This window comes from Gordonia sp. B8661-1 (assembly GCF_059427765.1).
This window is the reverse complement of record NZ_JCAHRL010000001.1, coordinates 701,312-719,344: the sequence shown is the minus strand read 5'-3', so window position 1 is coordinate 719,344 and position 18,033 is coordinate 701,312. Positions and strand designations below refer to the sequence as shown.

Annotated in this window: 18 protein-coding genes; 10 read left to right on the top strand and 8 right to left on the bottom strand. The window is 67.6% G+C overall.

The annotated features are described in order from the left end of the window. Nucleotides 1-5 precede the first annotated feature (5 nt). From cydB to cydC, 3 genes are read left to right on the top strand one after another with little or no spacing between them, the layout of a single operon-like run. On the top strand, nucleotides 6-1,088 hold the full coding sequence (gene cydB, locus AC4JJG_RS03390; protein WP_495398938.1) for a cytochrome d ubiquinol oxidase subunit II: 1,083 nt from the start codon (nucleotides 6-8) through the stop codon (nucleotides 1,086-1,088). Then, the gene (cydD, locus tag AC4JJG_RS03385) at nucleotides 1,085-2,836 is read left to right on the top strand and encodes a thiol reductant ABC exporter subunit CydD (RefSeq protein ID WP_495398939.1); all 1,752 of its coding nucleotides are present in this window, start codon (nucleotides 1,085-1,087) and stop codon (nucleotides 2,834-2,836) included. Before cydB ends, cydD begins: the two co-directional genes overlap by 4 nt. Then, nucleotides 2,833-4,599, top strand: a complete 1,767-nt coding sequence (gene cydC, locus AC4JJG_RS03380; protein ID WP_495398940.1) for a thiol reductant ABC exporter subunit CydC — start codon at nucleotides 2,833-2,835, stop codon at nucleotides 4,597-4,599. The genes cydD and cydC overlap by 4 nt, the downstream gene beginning before the upstream one ends. A 304-nt stretch (nucleotides 4,600-4,903) precedes the next feature. On the opposite strand, the gene AC4JJG_RS03375 is transcribed toward cydC, so the two are convergent. Then, nucleotides 4,904-5,560 carry a heme-binding beta-barrel domain-containing protein gene (locus AC4JJG_RS03375; RefSeq protein WP_495398941.1) on the bottom strand — a complete coding sequence of 219 codons (657 nt, stop codon included), beginning with the start codon at nucleotides 5,558-5,560 and terminating at the stop codon, nucleotides 4,904-4,906. A gap of 183 nt (nucleotides 5,561-5,743) precedes the next feature. Between AC4JJG_RS03375 and AC4JJG_RS03370 the strand changes: the two genes are divergently transcribed. Further along, nucleotides 5,744-6,202, top strand: coding sequence for an SRPBCC family protein (locus AC4JJG_RS03370; RefSeq protein ID WP_495398942.1), 459 nt, complete (start codon nucleotides 5,744-5,746; stop codon nucleotides 6,200-6,202). A gap of 79 nt (nucleotides 6,203-6,281) precedes the next feature. Here the strand turns inward: AC4JJG_RS03370 and AC4JJG_RS03365 are convergent, their stop codons facing one another. From AC4JJG_RS03365 to AC4JJG_RS03350, 4 genes are all read right to left on the bottom strand, one after another. Then, nucleotides 6,282-6,587, bottom strand: a complete 306-nt coding sequence (locus tag AC4JJG_RS03365) for a DUF1416 domain-containing protein (protein ID WP_495398943.1) — start codon at nucleotides 6,585-6,587, stop codon at nucleotides 6,282-6,284. Nucleotides 6,588-6,589: 2 nt separating this feature from the next. Continuing rightward, nucleotides 6,590-7,429: a sulfurtransferase gene (locus tag AC4JJG_RS03360; protein ID WP_495398944.1), complete on the bottom strand. Its 840-nt coding sequence runs from the start codon at nucleotides 7,427-7,429 to the stop codon at nucleotides 6,590-6,592. 256 nt (nucleotides 7,430-7,685) lie between these two features. Continuing rightward, a complete protein-coding gene (locus AC4JJG_RS03355; protein ID WP_373278227.1) occupies nucleotides 7,686-7,745 on the bottom strand; it encodes a putative leader peptide in 60 nt (19 codons plus the stop codon). Nucleotides 7,746-7,811: 66 nt separating this feature from the next. Further along, nucleotides 7,812-8,762, bottom strand: coding sequence for an LmeA family phospholipid-binding protein (locus AC4JJG_RS03350; RefSeq protein ID WP_495398945.1), 951 nt, complete (start codon nucleotides 8,760-8,762; stop codon nucleotides 7,812-7,814). Nucleotides 8,763-8,918: 156 nt separating this feature from the next. Between AC4JJG_RS03350 and AC4JJG_RS03345 the strand changes: the two genes are divergently transcribed. From AC4JJG_RS03345 to pstB, 6 genes are all read left to right on the top strand, one after another. Beyond that, nucleotides 8,919-9,683 carry a winged helix-turn-helix transcriptional regulator gene (locus AC4JJG_RS03345; protein ID WP_495398946.1) on the top strand — a complete coding sequence of 255 codons (765 nt, stop codon included), beginning with the start codon at nucleotides 8,919-8,921 and terminating at the stop codon, nucleotides 9,681-9,683. After that, nucleotides 9,634-10,563, top strand: coding sequence for a mycothiol synthase (gene mshD / locus AC4JJG_RS03340; RefSeq protein WP_495398947.1), 930 nt, complete (start codon nucleotides 9,634-9,636; stop codon nucleotides 10,561-10,563). Before AC4JJG_RS03345 ends, mshD begins: the two co-directional genes overlap by 50 nt. A gap of 165 nt (nucleotides 10,564-10,728) precedes the next feature. Next, entirely contained in the window at nucleotides 10,729-11,853 is a 1,125-nt protein-coding gene (pstS, locus tag AC4JJG_RS03335) for a phosphate ABC transporter substrate-binding protein PstS (RefSeq protein ID WP_495398948.1), read from the top strand. A gap of 33 nt (nucleotides 11,854-11,886) precedes the next feature. Next, complete coding sequence (pstC, locus tag AC4JJG_RS03330; RefSeq protein ID WP_495398949.1) at nucleotides 11,887-12,966, top strand: phosphate ABC transporter permease subunit PstC; 1,080 nt, start codon at nucleotides 11,887-11,889, stop codon at nucleotides 12,964-12,966. Further along, the gene (gene pstA, locus AC4JJG_RS03325) at nucleotides 12,963-13,889 is read left to right on the top strand and encodes a phosphate ABC transporter permease PstA (protein WP_495398950.1); all 927 of its coding nucleotides are present in this window, start codon (nucleotides 12,963-12,965) and stop codon (nucleotides 13,887-13,889) included. The genes pstC and pstA overlap by 4 nt, the downstream gene beginning before the upstream one ends. Before the next feature lie 27 nt (nucleotides 13,890-13,916). After that, a complete protein-coding gene (gene pstB / locus AC4JJG_RS03320; protein WP_495398951.1) occupies nucleotides 13,917-14,693 on the top strand; it encodes a phosphate ABC transporter ATP-binding protein PstB in 777 nt (258 codons plus the stop codon). 72 nt (nucleotides 14,694-14,765) lie between these two features. On the opposite strand, the gene AC4JJG_RS03315 is transcribed toward pstB, so the two are convergent. The 3 genes from AC4JJG_RS03315 to AC4JJG_RS03305 all read right to left on the bottom strand — a co-directional run bounded on the left by AC4JJG_RS03315 (nucleotide 14,766) and on the right by AC4JJG_RS03305 (nucleotide 17,892). Further along, nucleotides 14,766-14,915: a hypothetical protein gene (locus AC4JJG_RS03315; RefSeq protein ID WP_495398952.1), complete on the bottom strand. Its 150-nt coding sequence runs from the start codon at nucleotides 14,913-14,915 to the stop codon at nucleotides 14,766-14,768. 136 nt (nucleotides 14,916-15,051) lie between these two features. Then, nucleotides 15,052-15,714, bottom strand: coding sequence for a phosphate signaling complex protein PhoU (gene phoU, locus AC4JJG_RS03310; RefSeq protein ID WP_495398953.1), 663 nt, complete (start codon nucleotides 15,712-15,714; stop codon nucleotides 15,052-15,054). A 117-nt stretch (nucleotides 15,715-15,831) separates the two neighbouring features. Next, nucleotides 15,832-17,892, bottom strand: a complete 2,061-nt coding sequence (locus AC4JJG_RS03305) for an LCP family protein (protein ID WP_495398954.1) — start codon at nucleotides 17,890-17,892, stop codon at nucleotides 15,832-15,834. Between the last annotated feature and the right edge of the window lie 141 nt (nucleotides 17,893-18,033).

Here is an 18,033-nt window from a genome sequence, read left to right as displayed (position 1 = left end):
AGACGATGGGACTCCCCGAATTCTGGTTCCTGATCATCGCGTTCCTGTTCGTCGGATACTTCGTGCTCGAAGGCTTCGACTTCGGCGTCGGCATGCTGATGCCGTTCCTCGGACGCAGTCATACCGGCGGCGACGCGCAGGTGGCACCCACCGATCCGGAGGCCAACCCGGACACGCGGCGGCGCGCGCTCCTCAACACCATCGGCCCGGTGTGGGACGGCAACGAGGTGTGGCTGATCACCGCGGGCGGTGCGCTGTTCGCGGCGTTCGGCGGTTGGTACGCAACGATGTTCACCGCCTTCTATTTCCCCCTGCTGCTGATTCTGCTGGGGCTCATCGTCCGGGTGTGTGCCATCGAGTGGCGCGGCAAGATCAACAATCCTCGCTGGCGGATGTGGTGCGACGTCGGCATCGGTCTCGGGTCGTGGATTCCGTCGATCCTGTGGGGCGTGGCCTTCGCGAATGTGTTGCGGGGCATACCGATCGACGCCAACCATCAGTACACGGGCGGTTTCTTCAACCTCCTCAATCCGTACGCGCTGCTCGGCGGGCTGACCATGCTGCTCGCGTTCCTGACGCACGGTGCGGTGTTCCTGTCCCTGAAGACGGCCGGCGTGCTGCGGCAGGACTCGATGACCTATGCGGCTCGGCTGTCCGTCCCGACGGCGATCGTCGCCGCGGCATTCCTGTTGTGGACGCAGCTCGAATACGGCAACGGATGGACCTGGATACCGGTCATCATCGCTGCGGCCGGCGCCGTGGGAATGGTTGTCTTCACCCAGTTGCGTTGGGAGGGATGGGCGTTCGCCTCCTCGGCGATCGCGATCGCGAGTACCGTGTCGACGCTCTTCGCATGCCTGTACCCGAATGTGCTCGTGTCGTCGACGAATCCGGACTACACCCTGACGATCGCCAACACCTCGTCGAGCCACTACACGCTCGTGGTCATGTCGTGGGCGGCCGTGCTCATCACCCCGGTCGTGATCGGTTATCAGGCCTGGGGGTACTGGGTGTTCCGCCAGCGGATCTCGACCAAGCAGATCCCCGCGCACACCGGCCTGCCGTCGCTGCGCGTGCCGTCTGAATGACCCGCTCATCGTCCACGGTGGCCGACGACTCCGCGCCGGCCGCCGAGGGCGCCGACGACCAGGAGGCAGGCGAGCCGAGGCGACGGAAGGGGCCGCTCGATCCCCGTCTGCTGCGGCACGCCCCCGCCACCCGCGGGTACGTGATCGCCGGTGCGGCCTTCGCTTTCGGAACCGTGGTGGCGGTGATCGTCACCGCGGCGATGGTGGCCTCCATCCTCTCCGAACTGATCGTCGATCCGTCGAGTCGTTCACTGTCGGCACAGCAGACGCACCTGTGGGTGCTGCTCGGCGCCGCGGTGGCCCGTGTCGTCCTGAGCTATCTGAATGACCGGTACGCGCACCGCGCCGCCGACCGCACCATCGCCGAGCTGCGGATCCGCGGTGTCGAGGCGCTGACCGATCCGTCCCGCACATCGCCCCGCCGTCTCCTCGAACATCGCGACCATGCGGCGACGGTGCTGCTGCGCGGCCTCGAAGATCTGCGCCCCTACCTGGCCGGATACCTGCCGGCGCTGATCGTCGCTGTCACGGTCACGCCACTGGTGGTGGCGGTCATGGCGGTGGCCGACTGGCCGTCGGCGCTGATCGTGGTGATCACCCTGCCGCTGATCCCGATGTTCATGGCGCTCGTCGGTCTGATGACGCGCGACCGCACGGCGCGGAAACTGGCCGCGCTCAGCCGGCTCAACGCGCAGCTGATGGACCTGATCGCCGGCCTACCGACGCTGCGCGCCCTCAACCGGTCCCGCGCGCCCGGTGACCGTGTCGCCGCCCTCGGCCGCGCCCATCGGCGGAGCACGATGGCGACCCTGCGCGTCGCCTTCCTGTCCGGTGCCGTGCTCGAGATGCTGGCCACGCTGTGTGTGGCGCTGGTCGCGGTCGGTATCGGCCTGCGTCTGGTGTACGGGGAGATGAGTTTGTACGCGGGCATTTTCGCGCTGATCCTGGCGCCGGAGGCGTATCTGCCGCTGCGGCAGGTGGGTTCGCAGTTCCACAACTCCGAGGACGGGGTGGCCGCCGCCGGTTCGGCCATCGACCTGATCGAGGAGGCGTCGGTCGCCGACGACGCCGGTCACGGCACGCGTGATCCCGCGGTTGCCGGACAGGCGATCACCCTGGCCGATCTCGGGGTGGACGGTCGTGACGGATGGTCGCCGCATCACCTGGACGGTGTGTTCCCGCCGGGGCAGCTGACGGTACTGACCGGGCCGAACGGCTCGGGCAAGACGACGGTGCTGATGGCGGTGATGGGGCTCATCCGTCCCGACGAGGGAACGGTGCTCGTGGGCACCGAGCCGGTCGCGAGCCTCGATCCGGCCGACTATCACCGCCGGATCGCGTGGCTCCCACAGCAACCCGTCATCGTCCCGGGTACGGTTGCCGACAATCTGGCGCTCTTCGGCGCGCTCGATCCGGCCGCCCTGGAGAGAGCTTCGGCGGCAACCGGTTTCGACGAGGTCGTCGCCGGGCTGCCCGACGGCGGGGACACCGTGCTCGGTGCGGGTGGCGTCGGATTGTCGGCGGGACAGCGGCAGCGTCTCGCGATCACCCGGGTGCTCGCATCCCCGGCGCCGCTCCTCCTGCTCGACGAACCGACGGCGCACCTCGACGAACGGTCGGCGCTCGACGTCCTGTCGGCATTCGCCGATCGCGCCGCCGCCGGTGACACGGTCGTCGTGGTGGCTCATCACCCAATGGCCCGCACCCACGCCGACCACGTCATCGACCTGCCGGGCGGTCGCTCATGACCGCGGTCGCGGTGCGGCCGACGGCCGGTGATCCGCTGCGCCGCGCCTTCGCCTTCCTGGGGCTCCGGGGCCGTCCGGTGATCGTCGCTGTGCTGCTCGGCGTGTGTGGCGCACTGTCCGCACTCGGGCTCGCCGCGTTGTCCGCGTGGCTGATCACGCGGGCCTGGCAGATGCCGCCGGTGCTGTATCTGTCGGTGGCCATCACCGCGGTGCGCGCGCTCGGCATCGCGCGCGGCCTCTTTCGCTATCTCGAGCGGCTGGCGACGCACGATCTCGCCCTGGGTGCCATGGCGTCGGCGCGGGAACGGATCTATCGCGCGCTGGCCGGGGGCGACCCCGGATACTCGGTGACACTGCGGCGCGGCGACCTGCTGTCGCGGACCGGCGACGACGTCGACGAGATCGGCAATGCGCTCATCCGCGGGATCATCCCGATGGCCGTGGGTGCGGTGACATCGATCGCGGCCGTAGTGATCATGGCCTTCGTATCCCTGTGGGCGGCAGTGATTCTGGCGATTGCCCTCGTCGTCAGCGGAGTCGTGGCGCCGTGGCTGGCCGCTCGGGGGTCGGCGAGGGCGATGGACGACGGTTCGGCCGCACGGACGCGGGTGACCGAGGCCGCACTGTCGGCGCTGTGGCACGCCCCCGAGCTGACGGTGTCCGGGCGGCGCACCGAGGTCATCGATGCGATGGCGCGGGCCGATCGGGATGCCGCGCGTGCCGCGGACCGTGGCATGCGGTGGCAGGCCGCGGCGGCCGCGGCCACCCCGCTGTCGCTGGGCGCCTCGGTGCTGGCGGCCTGCCTGATCGCCATTCACCTCGCGGGTCAGGTGTCCGGGTCGCTGGCCGATGTGTCGACGGGGGAGGGGCTGACCCCGATGCTCCTCGGTGTGCTGATCCTGTTGCCGCTCTCGTCCTTCGAGTCGACCGGACCGCTCACCGAGGCCGGTATCCAGATGGAACGCAGCAGACAGAGCGCGGCGCGGGTGATGGCTCTGGTGGATGCCGCGGGGGCGGCCGCGGAACCGGCCGACGGCGACGGACCGCTCGACCGTCCGGTGCACGACGGCCCCGTCACGCTGATCGCCGACGAATTGCGTTGGGGCCGTGACGATGTCGACGGCCGGGACGAGGTCTTCGGAGGCCCGGACGGGCTGACGCGCGAGTTGCCGCCCGGCTCACGCATGGTCGTCGTGGGGCCGAGCGGGTCCGGGAAGTCGACCCTGCTGCTCACCCTCGCGGGCCTGCTCCCGGCACTGGGTGGGATCGTCGTCTACCGGGACCGGGAGCGCAACCTCGTCGAGCGTCGTTCGGCCACCTGCTATTTCGCCGAGGAATCGCATGTCTTCTCCACGACCCTCCGCGACAATCTGTTGCTGGCCCGCGGGGACGCCACGGATGCCGAACTGCTCGAGGCGCTGGATCAGGTCGGTCTCGGCGACTGGGTGCGGTCCCTGCCGGACGGCCTCGACTCGATGATCTCCGGCGGTGCGGAGGCTATGAGCGGCGGACAGCGACGACGGTTGCTGCTCGCTCGCGCCATCCTGCACCCCGCGCCGGTGGTGCTTCTCGACGAACCCACCGAACATCTCGACGCGCGGGATGCGGCCGCACTGCTGCGCGAGATCGTCGGCGGCACGACCATGTTCGGGCCCGACCGGACGGTCGTGATCGTCACTCATCAGCCAGTGGCGCAGGACCTTTCGGGCCTCGAACCCACCCCCGACGTGCTGGTCGTCGACCCCGGTCGGACCGTGCGATAAATCCGTTGCGGACCCGCTTCGGCAGGCGTACGTTCGTCGGTACACAGGAGAGGAGGTGGTCTGAAGTTGATCGACTTACGGACATGTGAGGTGGCCATCCGCTAGCGCGGAGGCACCGTGGCATTCACTGCTGCGGGAGTGCGCCATCGGCATCCACAGGGCCGATCCGCGTCGCACCCGCCGTGCCGGCGAATACCAGGTGGCCACCCGACCCCCGTACCGCGACGGTCCGTCGCAGCAGGGTCCGCAAGGACTCGGTACGGGGGTCGTTTCCGTTTTATGGCGCCACCGCGCCGATCACGATTCAGCCGGCGTGCCGGCGAAGTTTCGCGGACAGGCGGGGGACGAGGTCGCCGTCGGCGTCGACGCGCTCCTCGACATAGGCGAGATCGCCGTCCTCGACGAGCCCGTACAGTCGCTTGGCGCCGCCGGTGCGGGCGCCCGATTCGGATTTGATGACGACGTCGGTCGCCAGCTCCCAGGACGTCTGGGTGAGCGGCTTGCCGTAGAAGAGTTCGATCCAGCCCTCGGCGTGCGCGAGGAGCACTTCGATGGTGTCGTCCTCGCCGATACGCCAGTAGCCGGTCTCGCGGAGATCGGGCCGGACGAATTTGCCGTCCTCGTCGATGACCCAGGAACGGGATTCCCAGTTCAGAAAGTTCTGGCCGTCATGGCTGATGACGATCTGCTGCGCGAAGTGATAGTCGCCGGTCTCCGGGTCATTGCCCTCGCCCTCGCCGCGCCAGACGCCCACCAGGGGCAGCAGGCCGAGGAGACCGTCATGCAGGTCGGCGCCGAGTCGGAGATTCGCGGTGTCGGCGGGCAGCGGCAGATCGTCCCACGTCGGCACGTTGCGTTCGCGGCTGCCCGATTCCTCGGCCCGCGCCTCGGCCTGACTGATCGCCTCGTCGCCCGACCGCTTCGCGGCCGGTTCGACGGAATCGTCCGCCGGGTCCGTCACGACTCGTCGGTGATCAGGCGGTACAGGACGTAGACGCCGAACCAGGCGATCAGAACCGATGCCAGGACCAGCAAGATCTCGAAGAAGATGACCACGGCCCGAGTTTACCGCCCGACCCGGCAGTGTCGCGAATGAGGTTCGTCTCCACTGCCGTCGCACCGGAACCGGTGTTGGATGAGTGTCATGAGCGACGACATACGGATCGTGTCCGCGTCCCGGCACATCGCGGCACCGGCCGGGCGGATCTTCGAGTTGATCGCCGATCCCGCCCGGCAACCGGACTGGGACGGCAACGACAATCTGGCCACGTCGACCTCTCCGCGTGTGCGGGCGGCGGGGGAGGTGTTCGTCACCACCCTGACCAACGGCAAGGTCCGCGAGAACCACGTCGTCGAGTTCGTCGACGGTGAGCGCATCGCCTGGTGTCCCGCCGAGCCGGGAGGTGAACCGGTCGGACACCGATGGCGATGGGAACTCGTCCCGGGAGCCGACGGCGGCACCGAGGTGACGCACACCTACGACTGGACGGATATGCATGACGCGCAACGACTTCCGCGTGCGCGAGCGACCGGGCCCGATCAGTTGCGGGCCTCGGTGGATCGCCTGGCGGCAGTGGCCGAGGGTGTCGACCCCACCAACTGAGAACGTCCCCGTGAGCGGGTCCGGGGGCATATGCCCGCCGGACCCCGTCACGGGGACGTCGTCTGGTGGTACTGCGGTCCTACTTGGCGACCACGATGTCGTGCTCGTGCACGCCCGGGCCCTCGGGGGCGACGGTCACGTCGCCGTTGCCGACCGAGCTGAGCGCACGGAGCGTCCACTTGCCCGGAGCGGCGAAGAACCGGAAGTCACCGGTCGGGCTGGCGACGACCTCGGCGGTGAACTCACCGGTCGAGTCGAGCAGCCGGACGAAGGCGCCGGCCACCGGGGTGCCGGAGGCGTCGTTCACGGTGCCGGTCAGCACCGTCTCCTTCTCGACGTCGACGCCCGCGGGCAGCTTCTGTCCCTGCTTGGGTGCAGCGCACATGATTACTTTCCTTCCCCCAGCTCGACCGGCACGCCCACCAGGGAGCCGTACTCGGTCCAGCTGCCGTCATAGTTCTTCACGTTCTTGTGGCCCAGGAGTTCCTGCAGCACGAACCAGGTGTGGCTCGAGCGCTCGCCGATGCGGCAGTAGGCGATGGTTTCCTTCTCGCCGTCCAGGCCGGCTTCCTTGTACAGGTCGGCGAGCTCGTCGTCGGACTTGAAGGTGCCGTCCTCGTTGGCCGCCTTGCTCCACGGCACGTTGATGGCGCCGGGGATGTGACCCGGACGCTGGCTCTGCTCCTGCGGGAGGTGAGCCGGTGCCAGGATCTTGCCGGAGAACTCGTCGGGGCTGCGCACGTCGACGAGGTTCTTCACGCCGATGGCCTCGACGGTCTCGTCGCGGAAGGCGCGGATCGAGTTGTCCGGGTCGGCGGCCTTGTACTCGGTGGCCGGACGCGAGACGGAGTCGGTGGACAGCGGACGTCCGTCGAGCTCCCACTTCTTGCGGCCGCCGTCGAGCAGCTTCACGTCCTGGTGGCCGTACAGCTTGAAGTACCAGTACGCGTAGGCCGCGAACCAGTTGTTGTTGCCGCCGTAGAGGACGACGGTGTCGTCGTTGGCGATACCGCGCTCGGAGAGCAGCTTGGAGAACTGCTCGCGGTCGACGAAGTCACGGCGGACCGGGTCCTGCAGGTCGTCGCGCCAGTCGATCTTGACGGCGCCGGCGATGTGACCGCCGTCGTATGCCGAGGTGTCCTCGTCGACCTCGACGAAGACGACCTTGTCGGTGTTCAGATTCTGCTCAGCCCAGTCGGCGCTGACCAGCACGTCGGATCGTGCCATTGGTGATGGGTTCCTTCCCAGATACCGGTTTTCGAACAATCGGTGGTGTTACTCGGATACAAGATCGGCATCCGGTGATGCCGGGCGGCGATGTCGGCCGAGCGTGATCGTTCGGGATCACCGAAGGATCGTCCGTATCGGACACAGTCATGGAATCGGACTCGATGGTCGGATATGTGCACGGAGGTCGTGCACCGAAGCTGCGCCGGCCGTCATCGTGCGGTGAACTGGCCCATCGGGCGCAGCGCTCACCGCACTATCGACAGCAACAGTTGGCGACGCGACAGAAGTCGATCGCACGGCGGCGGGTGAGCATGAACTCACGGCGCAGTTGCATGCCACAGAGGGTACACACCTGCGGCGGCCGGAATCGACGGGGTGCTCAGAAGGTGTTCAACCGCAGGGCGCGGTCGTCGGTGTCGCCGGTGAGCAGGACGTCGCTGCCCTCGCTGGTGGCCCCGGTGGCCGTGATGCCCCAGGGCAATCGCAGCGCGGGCAGTGTGATGCGGAAGGCGCCGAGGACCCGGTCCCGGAGTGCGTCGGTCACATCGTTGTCGGCATGATCCTGCGGGCCCCGATAGAAGTCCGTGGCGGTGATGCGCAGCGCTCCGTCGACCACCGACAGGTCGGCGCTGACACTCACCCGGGCGGTCGGGCCGTCGTAATCGGAGGCCGACGGCGGCACCGGGCTGTCGGTGCGTACGGGTGGCAGCGCGACGGTGCCGGTCAGGACCACGCCCCGGGTACGGCGGAGCAAACCGTCTCCGGGGCCCCCGCCGCCGGCCTTGTCCTCGGGGGCGGGCGTGTTGACCGTCAGGTCGGTGATGCCGAGGAACCGCCCGAGATTCACCGAATCCAGCCGTATGTAGGCCGCCGCGGATGCGGTGTGCAGCATCGAGTCGGGGCCGATGGCCGGGGCGTCACGTCCCGGGTTGTCGACGCGGAACTCGCCGAGCGAGGCGCCCAGTTCTATCGGGCACGGCCGCGCACGGCCGGTGCCCGGCACCGGCGGACAGTCGGTGTCCACGCCGCGGGCGGTGATCGTCGCCGACGGATATGTGCCCGACCGCCGGTGGGTGATGAACGGGAATCCGCCCAGGGTGACCTCGGGCGCATTGTCGATGCGGGGCGAATCCAGGAGTGCCGCCGACACCGCGGACTCGGTGCGCATACCCGCCACGGTGTCCGCGACCAGGGCGCCCGCTCCGACCAGAAGTGCGACGGCGAGGACGACAACCAGCGTCCGGAGCGTGCGCCGGGACCGCGGTGACCGGCCCCTGGGAGACGCCGGATGACCGGTTTCGGTCTCCTTGTGAACAGCAGATTGCGACATTGGCGCTATTCTGTCACCTAACACGCACGTGTCGGGGCGTCAGCGTCGACGGCCCGACGGACCGCGTGAGTAGTAGTGGAGGCCTTTCCCACAACGGCGTGATGTCGGGCCTCCGAGCGTCGTGGACGCGCTCGGACGACGGGATCGGAGTGGCTCGTGGATCTCTTGCTGTTGACATCGGATGCGGATCCCGAAGCGGTGCTGCCCTCATTGTCGTTGCTGGCCCACACGGTCCGTGTCGCGCCGACGGAGGTGTCCTCCCTCATGGAGGCGGGCAACGCCGATGTCGCGATCGTCGACGCGCGCACCGAACTCGCGGCCGCCCGCGGACTGTGCCGTCTCCTCGGCAGCACCGGCGCGGCGGTACCGGTGGCCGCGGTCCTCACCGAGGGCGGACTGGTCGCGGTGAACGCCGACTGGGGTATCGACGACTTCCTGCTCCCGGGCACCGGCCCCGCCGAGATCGATGCGCGACTGCGGTTGCTGCTGGTGCGCACCCGCGGCGGTGACGCCGACGAGATGAGCGGCAAGGTCAGCCTCGGTGAGCTCGTCATCGACGAGGGCACCTATACCGCGCGGCTGCGCGGCAGGCCGCTCGACCTCACCTACAAGGAATTCGAACTCCTCAAGTACCTGGCGCAGAATGCCGGGCGGGTGTTCACCAGAGCCCAACTCCTGCAAGAGGTCTGGGGATACGACTTCTTCGGCGGCACCCGGACGGTCGACGTCCACGTGCGGCGCCTGCGGGCGAAGCTCGGAGCCGACCATGAGTCGCTGATCGGGACGGTGCGTAACGTCGGGTACAAGGCGGTCCGTCCGAAGCGCGGGCCGGGTGCCACCCCGGATCCGGATGTCGACGACGACCTGCCCGATGACGACACCGTCGACATGGGAGAGGAATTCATTGTCCATCGAGCCTGAGGTCCTCGACGTTCTCGATGCCGGACAGGCAACCTCGGCCCACCGGATGGTGGATGCGGCACGAACCGCCGACGGTGTCGCGCCGCTCTCCGAACAGGCGGTCGCCGCGATCGATGCGTCCCGGAATCCGGCTCTGCGGCATGTGCTTTCCGAACACGGCTATGCGAATGTCACGGCCGGACGTGACGGTGAGCCGGCGATGATCGAAGCGGTCGTCGACCCGGGACACCGCCGGCGGGGTGAGGGTCGTGCGCTTCTCGCCGCCGCCTTCGCCGTCGCGCGTGAGCTCGTCGCCGATCCGGCACCGCGTGCCTGGGCGCACGGTGACCTGCCCGGGGCGAGGGCATTGGCCACCGCGCTCGGCCTCGACCGCACCCGTGAACTCCTGCAACTGCGCAGGCCCCTGGGCGCCGGTCATCCGCTGCCGGACCTCGACGTGGATGCCCGGACCGTGCTGCGCACCTACGAGGGCGAGGCCGACGAACCGGAGATCCTGCGCGTCAACAACGCCGCCTTCGACTGGCATCCCGAACAGGGCGGATGGTCGCCGGAACAGATCGCCGAGCGGGTGACGAGTTCGTGGTTCGATCCGGCCGGGTTGTTCCTGGCCTTCGACCGCGACGACCCGACCCGCCTGCTCGGATTCCACTGGACGAAGGTCCACGACGACAGCCTGGGCGAGGTGTACATCGTCGGCGTGGATCCGGCGGCGCAAGGCCGTGGTTTGGGCCGGATACTGACCCTCGCCGGCCTGCACTATCTGGCCGACCGTGGCCTGCCCGAGGTCGAGCTCTACGTGGAGGGCGACAATACGGCGGCTCTGCACACCTACGACCGGCTCGGCTTCACCCGCTACGCGATCGACGTTGCCTACGGTTGACCACCCTTTTTGCCGGATGTGGGGAGGGCAACACCGCCGACACGCTGGCAATTCATCTGTCGTTCATCCGTGGGGCGCGGGCTGTCCACCAGCGAAACTTAGTGTCTGAGCGACCGGGCATGTCGCGTTGTGCGACGCGCCGTCATCCGATCGTGGAGGAAATCTGTGAAGATCAGTCGTTCCGGAGCCGCGGTGGCCTCGATGGCCGCCGCGTCCGCGCTCGTTCTTGGCGCCTGCAGCAGCAACGCGGACAAGGGTGGAACCAACAGTGCGGCGTCGGCCTCGAAGGTCTCCGACGTCCAGTGTGAAGGCAAGAAGGCGCTGAAGGCGAGCGGTTCGACCGCCCAGGCCAACGCGATGAAGATCTTCTCGACGTCGTTCGCCAAGACCTGTCCGGGCTTCGAGCTGTCCTACGGTGGCGGTGGCTCCGGCCAGGGCATCTCGGACTTCAACCAGAACCTGACGGACTTCGGCGGCTCGGACTCGCCGCTCAAGGGTGACGAGATCCCGGCCTCGGAGAAGCGCTGCGCCTCCCCGGCATGGCAGCTGCCGATGGTCTTCGGGCCGATCGCGGTCGCCTACAACGTCGACGGCGTCAACGACCTCGCACTCTCCGCGCCGACCCTCGCGAAGATCTTCTCCGGCCAGATCAAGAACTGGAACGCCAAGGAGATCGCCGACGAGAACCCGGGCAAGAAGCTGCCCGACCTGGCCATCTCGGTCATCTACCGCGCCGATCAGTCCGGCACCACCGACAACTTCCAGAAGTACCTGAAGGCAGCCGGCGGCTGGGACAAGGGTGAGGGCAAGACCTTCAACGGCGGCGTCGGCGAGGGCAAGCAGGGCAATCCGGGCGTCGGTGCGGCCGTGAAGCCGACCGCGGGCTCCATTGCCTACGTCGAGTGGGCCTACGCCAAGTCCAACAACGTGTCGATGGCGAAGATCATCACCGACCAGGACAAGCAGGGCGTCGAGCTGACCGCGGCGTCGGGTGGCAAGACCATCGAGTCGGCCACCCTGAAGAACGGCCCGGAGAGCCACGACATGGTGATCGACACCTCGTCGTTCTACAAGCCGACCGTTGCCGGTGCGTACCCGATCATGCTGGCCACCTACTCCATCGTGTGCTCGCAGTACGCGGACGCGGAGACCGGCAAGGGCGTGAAGAGCTTCCTGCAGGTCGCGACCAGCCCGCAGAATCAGGGTGCCGATCTGGAGAAGGCCGGCTACATCCCGGTGCCCGCGGACTTCCAGTCGAAGCTCCGTGGCGCCATCGACGCCATCAAGTGATCCGTCGACCTACCGAACAGGCAACTTAGAGTTATGACCGTGGACGACGACACCACGGGTATCGGCCCGGGACCGGCGGGCTCTCCGCCGGTCCCGGACCCCGGTGCCTCACCCGACAAGACCTCGACGCCCGCTGACGTCGACGAGGCCATCAACCCGGGCCTGAACAGCCGACGCGGTGCGTTCGGCGACAGGCTGTTCAGCTACCTGGCCCGCGGCACCGGTGTGGTTGTCATCGTGCTCATCGCGGCGATCGGCATCTCACTGCTCATCGACGCGATCCCCGCGCTCGCGAAGAACAACGGCAACTTCCTCTTCGGTTCCGATTGGAAGGTCGGCGGTGCCGACTTCGCCGACGGCACAGCGAAGTTCGGCGTGTGGGAGCTGTTCCGGGCCACGGTCCTCTCCTCCGGTTTCGCCCTGTTCCTCGCGACCCCGATCGCCATCGGCATCGCGGTCTTCCTCGTCGAGTACGCACCGAGCCGGGTGTCCCGCCCCCTCGCGGCGATCATCGACCTGCTGGCCGCCGTTCCGTCGATCATCTTCGGCCTCTGGGGCATCTACATCCTGGCCCCGGTCATCGCGCCGTTCGCCGAGTGGCTCAACAACACCTTCGGCTGGTTCTTCCTCTTCTCCACCGGCAAGACCTCGGTGTCCGGCGGCGGCACCATCTTCACCGCGGGCATCGTGCTCGCGATCATGATGCTGCCCATCATCACCTCGATCACCCGAGAAGTGTTGCGGCAGACGCCCAGTGGGCAGAAGGAGGCGGCGCTCGCGCTGGGCGCCACCAAATGGGAGGTCATTCGTCTGACCTCGTTCCCGTACTCACGGTCGGGCATCATCGCCGCGGCGATGCTCGCCCTCGGCCGCGCACTCGGCGAGACGATCGCGGTGATGATCATCCTGAGCGCCGCGGTGGGCAAGCTCAATTGGTCGCTCTTCGAGGGCGGCGACACCTTCGCCTCGAAGATCGCCCGTGACGTCGGCGAGTTCGTCGGCAGCGAGGACGCCGCCGGCGCCTACATCGCCGCGGGCCTCGTGCTCTTCGTCCTCACATTCGTCGTCAACGCGATCGCCCGTACGGTCGCCGGAGGAAAGGTGAACGGATGACCCTCACAGTCGAATCCGCTCCCGGCGACCCGGTCAAGGCGTCCGCGTCGGCGTTCCGCGAGATCTCGCTCGGGCGCCGCCTGCGGAACAATTCCGCGCGCATCATCTTCGCGGTCTGCTTCGTCATCGGTGTGATCCCGCTGGTGTGGCTGCTGTTCACGGTCGTGTCCAACGGTGCCGGTGCGCTCACCGACCCGAACTGGTGGTTCGGCAACGCCTACGCCGTGGACACCACGACCGAATACGGCGCGGGCATCTCGCAGGCCATCATCGGTTCGCTGATGCAGGCGCTCATCGCGACGGTCATCTCCGTGCCGATCGCCGTGATGACGGCCATCCTGCTGGTCGAATACCCGACGTCGAAGCTGGTCAAGCCGGTCAGCTTCATGGTCGACATCCTGGCCGGTGTGCCGTCGATCGTCGCCACCCTGTTCGTGTTCACGGTGTTCGTGATCGGGCTCGGACTCGGACAGTCGGCCTTCATGGTCAGCCTCGCGCTGATCCTGCTGATGGTGCCGGTCGTCGTCCGGTCCACCGAGGAGATGCTGAAGCTGGTGCCCGACGAACTGCGCGAGGCGTCCTATGCGCTGGGCATCCCGAAGTGGAAGACCATCATGCGGGTCGTCATCCCGACCGCGCTGTCGGGCATGCTCTCCGGCATCTTCCTCGCCATCGCACGCGTCATGGGCGAGACCGCGCCGGTCCTGATCCTCGCGGGCCCGGCGAGCACCCAGGTGCAGACCAACCCGTTCGCCGGTGGCATGGATTCGCTGCCGCTGTTCATCAAGGACCAGTGGGCCTCGGCCCAGCCGGCCTCCAGCTTCTACTACTGGGGTGCGGCACTGACGCTGATCATCGTGATCGCGGCCCTCAACATCATTGCGGCGGTGCTCTCCAAGGTGCTGGCCCCGAAGACCAAATAGCGCAACCGAAGGCAGAGAAGGAACACCATGGCCAAGCGCCTCGACATCAAGGACCTCAACGTCTACTACGGCAAGTTCCACGCCGTGAAGGACGTGACGTTGTCCGTGCCGCCGCACAGCATCACCGCATTCATCGGGCCGTCCGGCTGCGGCAAGTCCACCGTTCTTCGCACGCTCAACCGCATGCATGAGGAGATCCCGGGCGCCTACGCGGTCGGCAGCGTGCTGCTCGACGGCGAGGACATCTACGGTAAGGGCATCAACCCGACGAGCGTCCGGACCACCATCGGCATGGTGTTCCAGCGTCCGAATCCGTTCCCCACCATGTCCATTCGCGACAACGTCGTCGCCGGCCTCAAGCTGCAGGGTGTGCGCAACAAGTCGCAGCTCGACGAGGTCGCCGAGCGCAGCCTGCGTGGCGCCAATCTGTGGGAAGAGGTCAAGGACCGCCTCAACAAGCCCGGTGGCGGGCTCTCCGGCGGTCAGCAGCAGCGTCTGTGCATCGCCCGTGCCATCGCGGTGTCTCCCGACGTGCTGCTCATGGACGAGCCGTGTTCGGCACTCGATCCGATCTCGACCCTCGCCATCGAGGATCTGATGGGGGAGCTGCGCAAGGACTACACGATCGTGATCGTCACGCACAACATGCAGCAGGCGGCCCGCGTGAGTGATCAAACGGCGTTCTTCAACCTCGAGGGTGTCGGACAGCCGGGGCAGCTCGTCGAGATCAACGACACCGAGACGATGTTCTCCAACCCGGTCAAGAAGGAGACCGAGGATTACATCTCCGGTCGCTTCGGCTGAGCCGGCGACCGCACCGAGCACTCCGGCGCGCGGCTACCCGATTATCGGGTGGCCGCGCGTTCGTCGTTCCGGCTACATGTTGAACAGCAGGATGATCAGCAGGGCGACCAGCGACAGGGTCACGCCGAGGTAGACGACGATCTGTCGTCGATGTGCGGCGCGGGCCGCCTGTTCGTCGGTGACCGCGTTGAAGTCTGGTTCCGCCGGGTAGTGCTGAGCCATGCACGTCACCCTAACGGGGGTTGTACTTTCGGGGAAATCCAAACTGGTGAACAGTATTCGGTCGAACAAGGTTCGGGCATACGACAAGCGCCCGGCCGGAGCCGGGCGCTTGTCATAGATGCGGCGTGGACGTCGCTCAGGAGACCTCTTGGAACTGCTCGGGCGTCTGGCCCGTCGCCTGGAACACGACGCGGCGGCCGATCAGCACGGCGTGGTCGGCGAAGCGCTCGTAGTAGCGGCCCAACAGCGTGACATCGACGGCGGCGGCCACACCGTGGCTCCACTCCCGGTCCATCAGGACCGTGAACAGGTGCCGATGCAGATCGTCCATCGCGTCGTCGTCCTCCTGGAGACGAAGCGCATCCTCGGGGTTCTGCGTGGTCAGCACCTCACGCGCGGTGTGGGCGAGCTGGACCGCGAGGCGGCCCATCTCGGCGAAGTACCCGTTGACCTCTTCGGGCAGTGCCTTGGCGGGATGGCGGCGACGCGCGACCTTCGCGACGTGCAGCGCCAGGGCGCCCATGCGGTCGACGTCGGCGACGATCTGTACGCCGCTCACGATGCCGCGCAGGTCGCCTGCGACGGGTGCCTGCAGCGCGAGCAGGGCGAAGGCCTGCTCCTCGGCCTGGGCGGACATTTCACTCATTCGATCGTTGTCGCCGATGACCTCCTCGGCGACGGCCAGATCGGCCTGGAGAAGGGCTTGCGTGGCACGCGCCATGGCGGCGCCGGCGAGATCGCACATCTCGCCGAGAATGGTGTTGAGCGCTTCGAGCTGCTCCTGGTACGCAGTACGCATGTACGCCAGGATACGTCGTGCCTGTGGCGATCCCGGATTATGACGGTGAATTGCCGGTGAACGCCCCATGTGCGATTGAAGTATCGCCAGGTGAGAGACGTGATCCGGGCCACTCGATCACGAGCAGGTGGTATCGCTGGCGTTCGTGACCGCGAGGTCGTTCGGCAGGCTGGACGAGGAGGTGTCCGGTGCGAGCTGCGGCACCGAGATGGTGGTCCCGGCACTCGGCGTCGAGTCCATCGACCCGTCCGAATTCCGTCCGAGGATCACCTCGACACCCGACTTGACCTTCCGGTCGAGCTGGATCGACGCGCCCGGGAACATCGAGGCGAGCGTGGCCGCCGAATCCTGTTCGCCGGTGCCGTAGCGGATGACCGTGTCGTCACGGTTCTCCGACGCGTCGGCGACGCCGCGGACGTCGAAGCCGAGCGGGGTGAGCTGATCCGACATCTCGGCGGCGGCGCCGGTCCGCCCGGTGCCGTTGAGGACGCGGACGCCGACGTTGCCGGGGCTCTGCGCGGTGGCCGACACCCGCGTGGGCGTGGGCTTCGGTGCCGGGGCGGCGGAATTGCTCGACGACGACTTCTTGCTGCTGTCGGAGCTGCTCTTGGACTTCTTGGCCTTCTCGCCCGGCAACGCGTCGTCGTCGATGATCGCGTTGAAGATCGCGTCGACGTCATCGCTGCGCGGGATCTCGTTGTTCATGCCGTCCTCGGAGGTGCCGGAGGTCGGGATGGTCAGGAAGGTGACCCGTCCCGCCTCGATGCCCTGCATGGACTCCGCGAGGTTGAGCAGCGACTTGGTGTCGACGCCGTCGACGAAGCTGTTTTCGATGAACGTGTTGACGATCCCGTTGAGCTTGCCCGGATTGGACAGCACGTTGCCCGACAGCGTCGAGCGCAGCAGTGACGACATGAACAGCTGCTGACGCTTGATGCGGCCGTAGTCGCCATTGCCCTCGGAAGAGATGGTGCGGGCGCGCACGTAGTTCAGGGCACGTCGGCCGGTCAGCTTCTGCTTGCCCTTCTTGCGCAGGATCTGTCCGAGCTCGTAGTCGTAGAGGGGAGTGGTGGAGCAGACCTCCACGCCGCCGACCGCGCGGACGACCTTCTCGAAGCCGACGAAGTCCATCGCGATGAAGTGATTGATGTTCAGGCCGCTCATCGCCGTGAGGACGTTCACCAGGCATTTGGGGCCGCCGTCGGAGTACACGCTGTTCAGCTTCACGCCGTCGGCCGCGGGCAGCGCGGCACCGTAGGAGCCCGCGGCGTTGTCCCACTGCTGGCAGTCGGGCCGGTTGACCTGGAGGTCGCGGGGGAAGGACACCGCGACGACACGGCTGCGATTGGCCGGGATGTTCACCAGGATGATGGTGTCCGAGCGCGCGCCCTCGGCGTCGGCGGTGGTGCCCGCGCCGACCTTCGAGTTCTTGCCGCTGCGGGTGTCGGTGCCGACGATCAGATAATTCTCGTCGCCGTACTGGGCGTCCTTGTTGCGGATGTCGGAGTTGTTGGGGTCGACGGCGGCGATCGTCTTCCAGTTGCCGTCCCAGGACTGCAGGAAGCCCCACACGAATCCGGTGCCCACGAGGGCCATCACACAGCCGAGCGCGACCAGGATACGGCCGGTCGTGGTGGCCGTCCGGGTCATCGACTTCCGGCGTTCCTCCGGGGTGCCGTGGCGCTGCGGGCGGGATCGCGGCGGAATGGTGTCGCTGAGATCGGGGGTGCGCTGCAGCGGACGCGGATCCTGGCCGCGGGACTCCTCGGAGACCCGTTGCCGGGTCGCGTCGTCGGAGAGGTCGACGTCGTGCGGCTCGTCGACGTCCCGGATGACGGGGATCTTCGTGGTGACGTCGTTGGACGGCGGGACGGACAGGTCGCCGAAGCGATGAACCTGGGTGGGCGAGTCGTCGGCGGGCGGCTGCGGGTCGGTCTCCGCGTTCATCTGCGCCATCAGCTCACGGACGGTGAGCCGGGTGCGGCCGCGGACGTAGCGGTCGGCGGCGCGCGGCTCGTGCAGCGAACCGTGTGCGGGAACGTCGTTACTGGGGGCGGTCCCGAATTTCTCGCGGAAGTCGTTGGCACCGCCGGACCGACCGGCACGCCTGCTCCGACGGGGACCGTTGCCCTCGTCGGAGGGCTCCGGCCCGTCCGAATCCGATGTCGTACGACTCAAAAGCCAATCCCCTCGACCTCTGTGCTCGATGCGTTGCCCACGGCGGACTGCCGCAGCGCACAACTACATGGTCCCGTACTCACAGGACTGCAGGACATAGTAGCGACCGCACCTGAGAACGCATCTCAGTGAGCAGACCGA

Bases quoted from the DNA above. Each gene is read 5' to 3' on its own strand.
- cydB (WP_495398938.1), top strand. From the start codon at position 6: ATGGGACTCCCCGAATTCTGGTTCCTGATCATCGCGTTCCTGTTCGTC.
- AC4JJG_RS03350 (WP_495398945.1), bottom strand. From the start codon at position 8,762: ATGTCGCAATCTGCTGTTCACAAGGAGACCGAAACCGGTCATCCGGCG.
- AC4JJG_RS03365 (WP_495398943.1), bottom strand. From the start codon at position 6,587: ATGTGCGCTGCACCCAAGCAGGGACAGAAGCTGCCCGCGGGCGTCGAC.
- mshD (WP_495398947.1), top strand. From the start codon at position 9,634: ATGACGACACCGTCGACATGGGAGAGGAATTCATTGTCCATCGAGCCT.
- cydC (WP_495398940.1), top strand. From the start codon at position 2,833: ATGACCGCGGTCGCGGTGCGGCCGACGGCCGGTGATCCGCTGCGCCGC.
- pstA (WP_495398950.1), top strand. From the start codon at position 12,963: ATGACCCTCACAGTCGAATCCGCTCCCGGCGACCCGGTCAAGGCGTCC.
- AC4JJG_RS03360 (WP_495398944.1), bottom strand. From the start codon at position 7,429: ATGGCACGATCCGACGTGCTGGTCAGCGCCGACTGGGCTGAGCAGAAT.
- AC4JJG_RS03370 (WP_495398942.1), top strand. From the start codon at position 5,744: ATGAGCGACGACATACGGATCGTGTCCGCGTCCCGGCACATCGCGGCA.
- cydD (WP_495398939.1), top strand. From the start codon at position 1,085: ATGACCCGCTCATCGTCCACGGTGGCCGACGACTCCGCGCCGGCCGCC.
- phoU (WP_495398953.1), bottom strand. From the start codon at position 15,714: ATGCGTACTGCGTACCAGGAGCAGCTCGAAGCGCTCAACACCATTCTC.
- pstC (WP_495398949.1), top strand. From the start codon at position 11,887: ATGACCGTGGACGACGACACCACGGGTATCGGCCCGGGACCGGCGGGC.
- pstB (WP_495398951.1), top strand. From the start codon at position 13,917: ATGGCCAAGCGCCTCGACATCAAGGACCTCAACGTCTACTACGGCAAG.
- AC4JJG_RS03315 (WP_495398952.1), bottom strand. From the start codon at position 14,915: ATGGCTCAGCACTACCCGGCGGAACCAGACTTCAACGCGGTCACCGAC.